We start from the raw sequence: 12,394 nt of genomic DNA on the forward strand, positions 1-12,394 counted from the left end.
CGTATAGGTGGTGTGATAATGCAATATTTAGCGGAAAAATTATTAATTGGTTTGAATGAACAGCAACAAAAAGCAGTGAAAGCAACAGATGGTCCACTTTTAATCATGGCTGGGGCAGGAAGTGGAAAGACGCGTGTGCTGACTCACCGAATAGCTTACTTGATGGTCGAGAAGGAAATAGCGCCTTGGAACATCCTTGCAATCACGTTCACCAACAAGGCGGCACGTGAGATGAAGGAGAGGATCCGTGCCATACTTGGCGGTGCATCCGAAGATATCTGGATTTCGACTTTCCACTCGATGTGTGTCCGTATTCTACGAAGAGATATCGACCGTATCGGATTTAATAGGAACTTCTCGATATTGGATACGACGGATCAGCAATCGGTCATAAAACAAATCATGAAAGACCGTAATATGGATACAAAGAAATATGATTATCGTGCCATTTTGGGCAGCATCAGTTCAGCGAAAAATGAATTGGTCGGGCCGGAAGAGTACCTGAAGACGGCGTCTGATTACTTCACTAAAGTAACGGCCGATGTTTATACGGAATATCAAAAACGGCTGCGCAAAAATTCAGCGCTCGATTTCGATGATTTGATCATGATGACGATTCAATTGTTCCAGCTCGTACCTGAGGTGCTTGAATATTATCAGCGTAAATTTCAATACATTCATGTTGATGAGTACCAAGATACGAACAGGGCTCAATACATGCTTGTTAAATTATTGGCTTCACGCTTCCGTAATCTCTGTGTTGTCGGGGATTCCGATCAATCGATCTATCGTTGGCGCGGTGCGGATATTGCGAATATCCTTTCATTTGAAAAAGATTATCCGAATGCCAACATGATTTTCCTTGAACAGAATTACCGCTCGACGAAAAAGATCCTTGCAGCTGCGAATAAGGTCATCGATAACAATCAAAACCGTAAGCCGAAAAATCTTTGGACCGAGAATGCAGATGGCAATAAGATTTTCTATTACCGTGCGGACAATGAACAAGGGGAAGCGCAATTCGTTGCCGGAAGGATAAATGAGTTAGTTCAGGACGGCAGCAGGAAGTATTCAGATATAGCAATACTTTACAGAACGAATGCACAATCACGTGTCATGGAGGAAGTTCTGCTTAAATCCAATATTAATTATGCAATAGTCGGGGGCACTAAGTTCTATGACCGTAAAGAGATTAAGGATTTACTTGCCTATCTTCGACTTATTGCGAACCCTGACGATGACATCAGCCTTCGCCGTGTAATCAATGTGCCAAAACGCGGAATTGGTGCAACTTCGATGGACAAAGTGGCAGATTATGCAGATCAATATGATGTTTCCATATATAAAGCACTGGAGTCTGTGGAAATGGCAGGGATAAGCGGGAAGGCCACCAAAGCGGCAAGGGAATTCCATACGCTGATCACTAATTATACAAATCAGCAGGAGTACTTATCCGTGACGGAACTTGTGGAGGAAGTCATCGAGAAAACCGGTTACCGTGAGATGCTTCAGGCAGAAAAAACGATTGAATCACAAAGCCGGCTTGAAAATATAGATGAGTTTTTATCTGTTACGAAAGCATTCGAAGATAACAGCGAGGACAAATCATTGGTGGGCTTTTTGACTGACCTGGCGTTGGTTGCCGATATAGACCAACTTGACGAGAATACCGAAGAAGCTACAAATACGGTAACGTTGATGACACTGCATTCAGCGAAGGGACTTGAATATCCGGTAGTCTTTCTATTGGGCCTTGAAGAGGGGGTTTTCCCTCACAGCCGCTCTCTCATGGATGAAGAGGAGATGGAAGAAGAACGCCGCCTGGCTTATGTGGGAATTACAAGGGCCGAAAATGAACTATTCATAAGCAATGCCCAAATGCGGACATTGTATGGACGGACGAGCATGAATCCCGTTTCACGTTTCATCAGTGAAATACCAGAGGAACTTCTAGAAGACCTAAAACCGAAACCTGCTCCTAGGGCTAGGCAAACGCCTTTCAGCTCTTCGAGGACCGGGTCTCCTTCAACGGCTTCAACAAGAAAAGTGCCTGCCTTTGGAAAAGCTGTTTCTGCACCATCCGCAACGGGCGGTGAAGAAATCGGCTGGGCTGTCGGTGACCGTGCCTCCCATAAAAAATGGGGTATAGGAACCGTGGTGAGCGTAAAAGGGGAAGGCGAAGGAAAGGAATTGGATATTGCCTTTCCAAGTCCAATCGGCATCAAACGCCTATTGGCGAAATTTGCACCAGTTGAAAAAGCATAAGCTATTAATATGCTCCTGCTGGTAAAGAATAGGGATATCTGACTTTAGACACCGCTCTTCTATCAGAAGTGCGGTGGAGTCTTCTTTAGAAAGGATTGAACGTATGGACTTACAAGCTGCAGAGAAGAAAGTTCTGGAACTGCAAACGTTATTGAACCAATACAGCTATGAATATTATGTGATGGACCAGCCATCAGTACCTGATGCTGAATATGATCGGCTGCTACGTGAACTTATTGGGTATGAGGAGAAATTTCCGGAACTGCAAACGGCGGACTCGCCGACACAACGGGTCGGTGGCGCCATTTTGGATATGTTTGAAAAGGTGGAGCATACCACACCGATGCTTAGTTTAGGCAATGCCTTCAACGAAAGTGACTTGCGGGATTTCGACAGAAAGGTCAGACAATCTGTAGGTGACGATTTTTCCTATGTATGTGAATTGAAAATTGACGGACTTGCCGTCACACTTCAATATGAGAATGGATATTTCGTAAGAGGGGCAACCCGTGGAGACGGAACGATCGGTGAAGATATTACCGCCAATTTGAAAACGATCAAGTCGATCCCATTGAAGCTGCGGGAGCCAGTTGCCATAGAAGTGCGCGGTGAGGCATTCATGCCAAAAAAATCATTCGAATCATTAAACACGGCTAAGGAAGAACGCGGTGAGGAACCATTTGCCAACCCGCGAAATGCCGCTGCCGGCTCGTTAAGGCAGCTTGATCCGAAACTTGCTGCGAAACGGAACTTGGATATTTTCCTTTATGCGATTGCCGATTTGGGGGAAACGGGGGTCCGTTCCCATAGCGAGGGTCTGGATTTATTGGATAGACTCGGGTTTAAGACGAACCGGGAAAGAAAAACATGCTCGAATATAGAGGAAGTACTGGCCTATATAGTAGAATGGACGGAACAACGTCCAAACTTAGCCTATGATATTGATGGAATTGTCGTAAAGGTGGATTCCCTTGAACAGCAGGATGAATTAGGTTTTACTGCAAAAAGTCCGCGATGGGCCATTGCTTATAAATTCCCAGCTGAAGAAGTCATTACAACCCTAAGGGATATCGAGCTGAATGTGGGCCGTACGGGTGTATTGACCCCGACTGCCGTTTTGGATCCCGTCCGGGTAGCAGGTACGACTGTGCAGCGAGCTTCACTTCACAATGAAGACTTAATCCGTGAAAAGGACATCAGAATCGGAGATCAAGTGGTTGTGAAAAAAGCGGGTGATATCATTCCAGAGGTAGTCAATGTACTGGCAGAGCGCCGTACAGGGGAAGAAGTCGAGTTTCAGATGCCGACTGAGTGCCCTGAGTGCAGCAGTGAACTTGTCCGGCTGGACGGGGAGGTTGCTTTACGCTGCATCAACCCGAAGTGTCCTGCACAAATACGGGAAGGTTTGATTCACTTTGTTTCCCGTACAGCTATGAATATAGACAGTCTTGGTGAAAAAGTGATTAGCTTGTTATTTAAAGAAGAACTCATACAAGATGTGGCTGATATTTATAAGCTTACATACGATCAACTGATTGCTTTGGAAAGGATGGGGGATAAATCCGTCACTAAACTTCTTCAAGCAATCGAAGCTTCGAAGACCAACTCGTTGGAAAAATTACTATTCGGGCTGGGCATTCGCCATGTTGGTTCCAAAGCTGCCAAGACGCTTGCGAGGGAATTCGGGACGATGGAAGCCTTAAGCAAGGCGAGCCGTGAAGAACTAACGGCCATTAATGAAATAGGTGATAAGATGGCTGATTCCATCGTAGCTTATTTTGAATTGGAAGAAGTCCATGCATTATTGAATGAGCTGGATGCAGCCGGTGTGAATCTTACTTTCAAAGGGCAAAGAGCTGTTGCTTTAGAAGATATCGACTCTTTTTTTGCCGGTAAAACAGTCGTTTTAACGGGAAAACTGCATCAGTTAACACGTAACGAAGCTAAAGAGAAATTAGAGGCGCTAGGAGCTAACGTTGCTGGAAGTGTCAGCAAGAAAACCGATTTGGTCGTAGCTGGTGAAGATGCCGGTTCCAAACTGGAAAAAGCCGAAAGCCTAGGCGTCATGGTATGGGATGAAGAGAGACTGATTGAGGAACTAAATAAATAAGAGGTGTAGCTATGAGGAAACACTCCATTTTGGGGATGATTCTTATACTGCTTCTTGCTGGATGTGCGCCTAGTTTCGAGGATAAGCAAGAGGTAGTTCAAGACTCCAAAGACAAAAAAGAAACGGCAATTATTCCGAAGTATAAAATTTCGGAAGAATATTATCAAACAATCCTACCGTTTGAACCATCAAAAGCACGCGGTTTGGTCGTATCCAATCTAAATACCAGATACGACATTGAAGAATTCGAAAATGGATTGATGCGGTTGGCCCAAACCCAATTCGACCCGGAGGATTACCTGTTTCAAGAGGGGCAAATGCTAGATAGTTCCAAGATATCTTCCTGGCTGAACAGAAAATATACCGATAGTCAGTTGAAAGAAAAGAAGATGAAGGCCAAAGAGAACGTTGGCTTGAATCCGGTTGATCCGGGCAAGGGTGACATTGATAAGCGGAATGAAGAAAATCCGATCTATCTTGCCCATATTTTAGAACATAATTACTTGGTCAAAACAAAAGATAATTCAGTAAGCCTTGGCGGAGTTGTAATCGGTCTAGCGTTGAATTCAGTGCATTACTATCAAAAAGAGGCATTCGGTGCCACCTATGAAAATAAAATCGATAGTAAAAAGCTAAAGCAAGAAGGGGAAAAAATTGCTGCAGAAGTTTTAAAAAGGCTGCGTAAAATGGACAAGCTGAAAAATGTTCCGATTACGATTGCCTTATTCGAGCAAAATGAAAAATCTTCAGTAGTCCCTGGGAATTTCATTTCCTATACAAATATCGATAAAAACTCGAACAATATTGGGAAATGGACGAACTTGGACGAAGAGTATTTCCTATTTCCTTCTGCTGCTGCTGAAAAGAAATACCGTGATGACGTCAATACTTTCACGAACTTTAAAGAAGATGTCGAAGAATACTTCCCTAACTTTAACGGAGTCATCGGCAGGGCGTTCTATATGGATGATCAATTGCAAAGCCTGAACATCGATATCCCCATTCAATTTTATGGGAACTCGGAAGCGATAGGCTTTACCCAATATGTTGCTGGGCTCATAATGGAACGTTTCCCGAACTATATTGCCGTACAGGTATCCATTACGTCTGTAAATGGACCTGAAGCGCTCATAGTCCGTGAAGCGAATCAGGACGAACCAACCGTTCATATATACGAATGAAAAAAGGATGAAGCTTAGCGGCTTCATCCTTTTTTTCGACTGGAATCTATTTCTTGTAAATGTCAAAATAATCTTTAACAATGAACAAAGATATATAATGGAAAGTAAACCCTTCCATCTTAGGGAACAAGTGCTTTAAAAAGGCAACATTTGTCGAATTTTAAAAGCCTTATTGTCATTTCCCCGGAAATTCCGGCAACTTTCCCATATTTCCCGGAAAATATCTCTTTTTCCTTATGAAATAATTGAATTTCGACATTGTATCTCTTGTTGCTTTACTGTGCAATAGTTTGATATGATTTAAACGATGATTATATGGAGAAAAGCGACGAAATTCAGTCGATTTGGATATTTTTTCGGAGGTGAAGAGAATGTCACGTATTACTATGGAACAAGTTAAACACGTTGCCCATTTGGCCCGATTGGCCATTACGGAAGAAGAAGCAAAACAGTTTCAGCATCAGCTTGACCAAATGATTTCATTCGCGGAGCAGTTGAATGAGCTTGATACGGATCAAGTAAACCCGACTTCTCACGTTTTGGATATGAAGAATGTTATGCGCGAAGATGTCGCAAAACCAGGATTGCTAGTGGAAGAAGTAGTTAAAAATGCACCGGATAGCAAAGAAGGATATATCCGTGTACCATCAATAATTGAATAAGGAGGGACAATGATGTCGTTGTTCGAACAAAAGGTTTCTGAGCTTCATGAACGATTACATAAGAAAGAGATAAGTGTCACTGATCTTGTGGACGAATCGTATAAGCGAATCGGACAGGTAGAGGACAAGGTGAAGGCATTTTTGACACTTGATGAAGAAAACGCCCGCAATCAAGCAAAACGTTTGGATGATCAATTGGTAAAAGGCGAGAACGAAGGCGCTTTATTTGGTATGCCAATCGGAGTGAAGGATAATATTGTCACTAAAAATTTACGTACGACTTGCGCGAGCAAAATTTTGGAGAACTTTGATCCAATCTATGATGCAACCGTTGTTCAAAAGCTACAGAAGGCAGAAACGGTTACGATCGGTAAATTGAATATGGATGAGTTTGCGATGGGTTCTTCCAATGAGAACTCCGCATTTCAAGCAACACGCAACCCTTGGGATACGGAATATGTGCCAGGCGGTTCTTCGGGTGGTTCAGCTGCATCTGTCGCTTCCGGTGAAGTCCTATTCTCTTTAGGTTCCGATACGGGTGGATCGATCCGCCAACCAGCGGCATATTGTGGAGTCGTCGGCTTAAAACCTACATATGGACGGATTTCCCGATTCGGCCTTGTAGCATTTGCGTCTTCATTGGACCAAATCGGACCTGTTACAAGAACTGTTGAAGATAACGCTTATTTGCTTGAAGCGATCTCAGGAGTAGACCCAATGGATTCGACCTCTGCTAATGTTGACGTGCCGAATTTTGTGAATTCATTAACAGGCGATGTTAGAGGATTGAAAATAGCTGTGCCTAAAGAATACCTTGGTGAAGGCGTTGGTGAAGAAGCGCGTAATTCCGTACTTGAAGCATTAAAAGTACTAGAGGGTCTTGGAGCTCAATGGGAAGAGGTTTCCTTGCCGCATTCCAAATATGCTTTAGCTGCCTATTATCTGCTATCTTCATCGGAAGCCTCGGCTAACCTTTCACGTTTTGACGGTGTTCGTTACGGACATCGGACAGATAATGCAGAAACTCTTATAGAAATGTATAAGCAAACCCGTGCAGAAGGATTCGGTGACGAAGTGAAACGCCGTATCATGCTTGGAACGTTCTCCTTAAGTTCCGGTTATTATGATGCTTATTATAAAAAGGCTCAAAAAGTACGTACATTAATCAAAAAAGACTTTGAAGATGTCTTTGAAAAATATGATGTCATCGTTGGGCCGACTACACCTACGCCTGCATTTAAAATTGGTGAAAAAGTCGACGATCCATTAACGATGTATGCGAATGATATCCTGACGATTCCAGTCAATCTTGCTGGCGTACCGGGTATATCCGTGCCATGTGGTTTCGCAGCGAATGGTCTTCCGCTTGGACTGCAAATGATTGGGAAGCATTTTGATGAAAGCACGATTTACCGCGCGGCTCACGCATTTGAGCAAGCAACAGATTTTCATAAACAATTTCCTAAGCTGTAAGGGGTGAAAATAATGGACTTTGAAACGGTGATTGGTCTAGAAGTACACGTAGAATTAAAAACGGATTCTAAAATTTTCTCAGCGAGCCCAAATCATTTTGGTGCCGCTCCAAATAGTAACACGACTGTAATTGACCTAGGCTACCCAGGTGTATTGCCTGTCGTCAATAAAAAGGCTGTTGATTTTGCAATGAAGGCTGCAATTGCCCTGAATTGCGAAGTGGCGGAAGTTACGAAATTCGACCGGAAAAACTATTTTTACCCGGACAATCCTAAAGCATACCAAATTTCACAGTTCGATCAACCGATCGGTGAACATGGTTGGATTGAAATCGAAGTGGGCGGCAAGAAAAAGAAAATTGGTATTACCCGCATTCATATGGAAGAGGATGCTGGAAAGCTGACACATAAAGGGAACTATTCGCTTTGCGATTATAACCGCCAAGGTACGCCTCTTGTTGAAATCGTATCCGAACCGGATATCACTTCCCCGGAAGAAGCGTATGCTTATTTGGAAAAGCTGAAATCCATCATTCAATACACGGGCGTTTCCGATTGTAAAATGGAAGAAGGCTCACTCCGTTGTGATGCTAACATTTCCTTGAAACCTGTTGGTCAAAAGGAGTTCGGTACGAAAACCGAATTGAAAAACTTGAATTCATTCAACTTCGTTCGCAAAGGGTTGGAGCATGAAGAAATCCGCCAAGCGGAAATCTTGAATGAAGGCGGCATAATCGAACAGGAAACTCGCCGTTTCGACGAAGCTACAGGCAGAACCGTACTAATGCGAATTAAGGAAGGCTCCGATGATTACCGTTATTTCCCGGAACCGGACTTATTGACGATCCATATTGATGAAGAATGGAAAGCTCGTATCGCTGCCGAAATTCCGGAACTTCCGGATGCCCGGAAAAAACGCTATGTCGAAGAATTTGGCTTACCTGAATATGATGCAGCCGTTTTAACGGTAACGAAAGAAAGTGCGGATTTCTTTGAAGCGACAGTTGCTTCAGGTGCCGATGCAAAACTAGCATCTAACTGGATCATGGGTGAGGTTTCCGCTTTCTTGAATGCAGAAGGCAAAGAGCTGCATGATGTCAAATTGACTGCTGAATCATTGGCTGGAATGATCAAGCTGATTGAAGATGGCACGATTTCGTCTAAAATCGCTAAAAAGGTTTTCAAAGAATTGATTGAAAACGGCGGGGATGCTGAAACGATCGTCAAGGAGAAGGGACTAGTCCAAATTTCCGACGAAGGCGCATTGCGTACAGCCGTTGAAGAAGCATTGAATAATAACCCGCAATCCATTGAAGATTTTAAAGCCGGTAAACAAAAGGCAATCGGCTTCCTTGTCGGGCAGATTATGAAAGCGACAAAAGGACAAGCCAATCCACAACTTGTTAATAAAATTTTGGTGGAAGAAATCAATAAACGTTAATGTTGACCGTATCACTTTTAAAGTGGTACGGTTTTCTCTTGATTAAGGCTGAGAAAAATAATAAGCGGAAAAATAATTTTGAGTTATCTGTAGGGGTAACTCCTTTTTGTGTCGTCTATTACATGAATGTATATCAGGAAAGGGGGAAGAGAAGTGTCCGATGAGTTAGTTGAGAAGGTAAGGGCTGGGAATGATCATGCATTCCGAATGTTGATTGAAAATTATAAACAGACGATTTATAGAACCGTCTATTCCGTCTTGCGGAATCAAAAGGATGCAGAAGATGTTACCCAGGAAGTCTTTATCAAAATCTACACTTCTCTTCCTCAATATAAGAACCAAGGCTTCAAAACTTGGATTACCCGAATTGCCGTCAATCATGCAATCGATCTAAAGAGAAAGAGGGAACGCCAAAAGGAAGAATTACAGGACGAACATTCATCGGAAGTTAATTTGGGCTTAACGGATGATGTCGAGGCAGTATTTTTTCGGAATGAAAGGCGAAAGCAAGTATTACGGAAGCTGAATGACCTTCCAGAGGGATATCGAGACGTTGTATATGGCTATTACATAAAGGAAAAGACATTCAAGCAAATTGCAGAGGAACAGCAGATTCAAGTGAAATCTGTGGAAGTAAAGCTATACCGGGCAAGAAATTGGATGAGAAAACATTGGAAAGAGGAGGATTTTTCATGAATCATGTTTCAGAGGCACAATGGGTTGCATATTTGGCAGATGAAATACCAGAGGCTTTAAAAATTGAATATGAAAATCATCTATACTCCTGTGACAAGTGTTTGTCCGTCTATATGGAAGCGATGGAAAAAGAAGAAACAAGTCTTGACCTTGAAGGATTTGATATTGCAGGTCCAGTCATGGACTCTATTAGCCGATTGAAAGGCGGCTCTGTTGAAGAGTCTTGGCCACATCGAAAAGAGAAGTCACTTCGGACAATCACAAGACATTACCTGATTGCGGCAGGATTTACGATTTTATTAATGGCAGGCGGGGTATTTCAATCATTGACAGAATACGTGGATTCTGTGGAATCAAGCAGTGAAAAGAAAACGCAGTCCTTGACCGAGGACCTTATTGATAAAACATTTAATTGGATGGATACAATCGAAAAGAAAAATAAGGAGGGGTTTAGAAATGAATAAAAGTCCGGTATTAGCCTTTTTATTATCCTTTCTGCCAGGTTTCGGACATTTTTACCTAGGAAGGCAATATAAAGGGCTATTTTATTTTCTTGCCACAGCTGGATTGGGGCTTGGAGGTCTTTTTCTTTCGTTAATCAGTCAATCGGATGCGTTTCTGGCATTTTCCGTTATTGGAATGGTGTTTTATTTCATCAGTATATTTGATTTGGTGGTCACCTCATTGAGGAATCCTAAAAGTGAAGAGGATGTGGAGGGAATGGCAAATCCGCCGGAAGCGGAAAGGTTTTATGTAATCATCCTTTCATTCGTTCCTGGGTTAGGGCATTTTCAGCTAGGCCTCATGAACCGTGGGCTCATTTTTCTCATCAGCTTTTTAGGCTTTGGCATCATGGTGATATTCATCAGTGTGATGACACAAATGGAAGGCCTGTTAATATTCATGGCACTATTGCCTGTTATCTGGATTTACAGCTTTTTTGATTCTGTTCAACAGCTGAATAAAAAGCAAAGAGGTGAGGAGCTTATCGATCGGACCGTTTTGGAAGATTTCGAGGAGAGACGGGAATCCGGGAAGAAGAGTAAAGCGGTCGCGACTTTATTCGCTATTTTCCCTGGTGCAGGTCACTTATATTTGGGGCTGCAAAAACGCGGGATACAATTGATGGCCGGCTTTTTATTCGCCATTTACATACTGGATTTACTCCGGTTGGGTTTCTTCTTCTTCCTTATTCCGATTATCTGGTTTTATAGTTTTTTTGATGGATTGCAAAAAGCTTCGAAAATGGAAGAGGGTCCAGTAGAAGATACGCCCATCATTTCGGGAATGGTCAATCATCAAAAATGGTTAGGATTGGGTCTGGTGGGAATTGGAATCTATTTCTTGGCTAGTAATATGATCGTCCCGGCCATCGCTCCCCATTTAGATGAATGGATTGGAAGCAACTTGGAATATTGGTTTAGGGATTATTTTCAAAAAGGCCTTGTATGCATCCTTCTAATAGGCGGAGGAATCAAATTGCTGTCGGGAAGTAAAAAAGGGAGCGTCAAGGAGGAGACAAAATGAGAACATGGAGAGTCGGAACGATTTCAATGGGGATCTCCCTGGTTGGTTTGGGTTTTGTTTTACTCGTTTCCCAAATTTCGGATATGAATTTGACGACGATTCTGCTATCATGGTGGCCGTTGCTGTTCATGATCTTGGGTACAGAGATTCTCTTCTATATTTATTTTTCCAGAAAAGAAAGTTCTTTTGTAAAGTATGATATTCTTAGCATTCTTTTCGTTGGATTGCTTGGAACGACGGGAATAGTTTTAATTCTGCTTACATCCAGCGGATTGTTGGATCAAGTTAGGGCTGCCGTTAATAGTGAAGAGAAAACGGTCAATTTGCCTGGTTTCAATCAAAAGGCAGGAAAGGGCATACAGAGAGTTGTCCTGGACACTGGTTCATACCCATTGACAATTGAAAGTGGTAAGGACGAAGAAGTTTCCGTTTTTGGAACATATGGTGAGCGGGTAATGGAAGATGATGATTCATTGTTGAACAATGCGGAAGATTATTTACTTGTTGAAAGAAATGGTGATACTCTTTATATTAGCTTCAAGGATTTACCGAGTCAAAATGGACTTTTGGACAGTGGTACAAGGAATCTTAAGGCAACCCTTATAATCCCTGCTGAGTTGGCAGTGGAGATAGACGGTCAAAGTACCGATCTTGTCTTGAAGCCTAGAAAGCTCTTGAATGACTGGAGTGTGAAGGACAGCGGAAATCTAAGTATAGTCCTTCAGGATAATAGTGATATCAAGATAGATGCTAGAGGGGTCGAGGAACTTGAAGGCCCCGAGAGTGGCTGGAAGATGACTGAAGTGAAAAAAGGAACAAGTGATGAAGGCATTGTAAAAAAGAATGGGATATTCAATAATGGTGATGGGAAACATACTTTAACGGTTACCGATACATTTAACGTGAACGTTCAATATCCATGATTGAAATCATTTACTAGAATAAAATTGTAAAAAGCATTATAATTTTCCCTGATAAGATTTCTAGTAAAATGTAAAAGATATGGACCGAAATACGGTCCTCTTTTTTTCGAATATTGC

General features: G+C 42.4%; 10 protein-coding genes. All 10 read left to right on the forward strand.

The annotated features are described in order from the left end of the window. Nucleotides 1–18: 18 nt before the first annotated feature. On the forward strand, nt 19–2,265 hold the full coding sequence (pcrA, locus tag OTG27_RS12195; RefSeq protein WP_268937077.1) for a DNA helicase PcrA: 2,247 nt from the start codon (nt 19–21) through the stop codon (nt 2,263–2,265). Nucleotides 2,266–2,368: 103 nt separating this feature from the next. After that, a complete protein-coding gene (gene ligA / locus OTG27_RS12200) occupies nt 2,369–4,375 on the forward strand; it encodes an NAD-dependent DNA ligase LigA (RefSeq protein WP_268937078.1) in 2,007 nt (668 codons plus the stop codon). 11 nt (nt 4,376–4,386) lie between these two features. Then, on the forward strand, nt 4,387–5,556 hold the full coding sequence (locus tag OTG27_RS12205; RefSeq protein ID WP_268937079.1) for a CamS family sex pheromone protein: 1,170 nt from the start codon (nt 4,387–4,389) through the stop codon (nt 5,554–5,556). Nucleotides 5,557–5,927: 371 nt separating this feature from the next. Next, nucleotides 5,928–6,218, forward strand: coding sequence for an Asp-tRNA(Asn)/Glu-tRNA(Gln) amidotransferase subunit GatC (gatC, locus tag OTG27_RS12210; RefSeq protein WP_268937080.1), 291 nt, complete (start codon nt 5,928–5,930; stop codon nt 6,216–6,218). Between the two features lie 12 nt (nt 6,219–6,230). Beyond that, on the forward strand, nt 6,231–7,691 hold the full coding sequence (gene gatA / locus OTG27_RS12215; RefSeq protein ID WP_268937081.1) for an Asp-tRNA(Asn)/Glu-tRNA(Gln) amidotransferase subunit GatA: 1,461 nt from the start codon (nt 6,231–6,233) through the stop codon (nt 7,689–7,691). Nucleotides 7,692–7,703: 12 nt separating this feature from the next. Further along, entirely contained in the window at nt 7,704–9,131 is a 1,428-nt protein-coding gene (gatB, locus tag OTG27_RS12220) for an Asp-tRNA(Asn)/Glu-tRNA(Gln) amidotransferase subunit GatB (protein WP_034306078.1), read from the forward strand. 153 nt (nt 9,132–9,284) lie between these two features. Further along, the gene (locus OTG27_RS12225) at nt 9,285–9,827 is read left to right on the forward strand and encodes an RNA polymerase sigma factor (protein WP_235568396.1); all 543 of its coding nucleotides are present in this window, start codon (nt 9,285–9,287) and stop codon (nt 9,825–9,827) included. Then, nucleotides 9,824–10,291, forward strand: a complete 468-nt coding sequence (locus OTG27_RS12230) for a hypothetical protein (protein WP_098865639.1) — start codon at nt 9,824–9,826, stop codon at nt 10,289–10,291. Before OTG27_RS12225 ends, OTG27_RS12230 begins: the two co-directional genes overlap by 4 nt. Beyond that, nucleotides 10,284–11,354 (forward strand): hypothetical protein, encoded by a 1,071-nt coding sequence (locus tag OTG27_RS12235; protein ID WP_145506894.1) that lies wholly within the window; start codon nt 10,284–10,286, stop codon nt 11,352–11,354. The genes OTG27_RS12230 and OTG27_RS12235 overlap by 8 nt, the downstream gene beginning before the upstream one ends. Then, nucleotides 11,351–12,277, forward strand: coding sequence for a hypothetical protein (locus tag OTG27_RS12240; protein ID WP_268937082.1), 927 nt, complete (start codon nt 11,351–11,353; stop codon nt 12,275–12,277). The genes OTG27_RS12235 and OTG27_RS12240 overlap by 4 nt, the downstream gene beginning before the upstream one ends. The last annotated feature ends 117 nt before the right edge of the window (nt 12,278–12,394 follow it).

Source organism: Peribacillus sp. AS_2, assembly GCF_026891895.1.
Taxonomy (GTDB): Bacteria; Bacillota; Bacilli; order Bacillales; family DSM-1321; genus Peribacillus; species Peribacillus frigoritolerans.

Excerpts from the sequence above, each read along its gene's own strand:
- OTG27_RS12235 (WP_145506894.1), top strand. The coding sequence starts at position 10,284 with ATGAATAAAAGTCCGGTATTAGCCTTTTTATTATCCTTTCTGCCAGGT.
- OTG27_RS12240 (WP_268937082.1), top strand. The coding sequence starts at position 11,351 with ATGAGAACATGGAGAGTCGGAACGATTTCAATGGGGATCTCCCTGGTT.
- OTG27_RS12205 (WP_268937079.1), top strand. The coding sequence starts at position 4,387 with ATGAGGAAACACTCCATTTTGGGGATGATTCTTATACTGCTTCTTGCT.
- gatC (WP_268937080.1), top strand. The coding sequence starts at position 5,928 with ATGTCACGTATTACTATGGAACAAGTTAAACACGTTGCCCATTTGGCC.
- ligA (WP_268937078.1), top strand. The coding sequence starts at position 2,369 with ATGGACTTACAAGCTGCAGAGAAGAAAGTTCTGGAACTGCAAACGTTA.
- gatA (WP_268937081.1), top strand. The coding sequence starts at position 6,231 with ATGTCGTTGTTCGAACAAAAGGTTTCTGAGCTTCATGAACGATTACAT.
- gatB (WP_034306078.1), top strand. The coding sequence starts at position 7,704 with ATGGACTTTGAAACGGTGATTGGTCTAGAAGTACACGTAGAATTAAAA.
- pcrA (WP_268937077.1), top strand. The coding sequence starts at position 19 with ATGCAATATTTAGCGGAAAAATTATTAATTGGTTTGAATGAACAGCAA.
- OTG27_RS12230 (WP_098865639.1), top strand. The coding sequence starts at position 9,824 with ATGAATCATGTTTCAGAGGCACAATGGGTTGCATATTTGGCAGATGAA.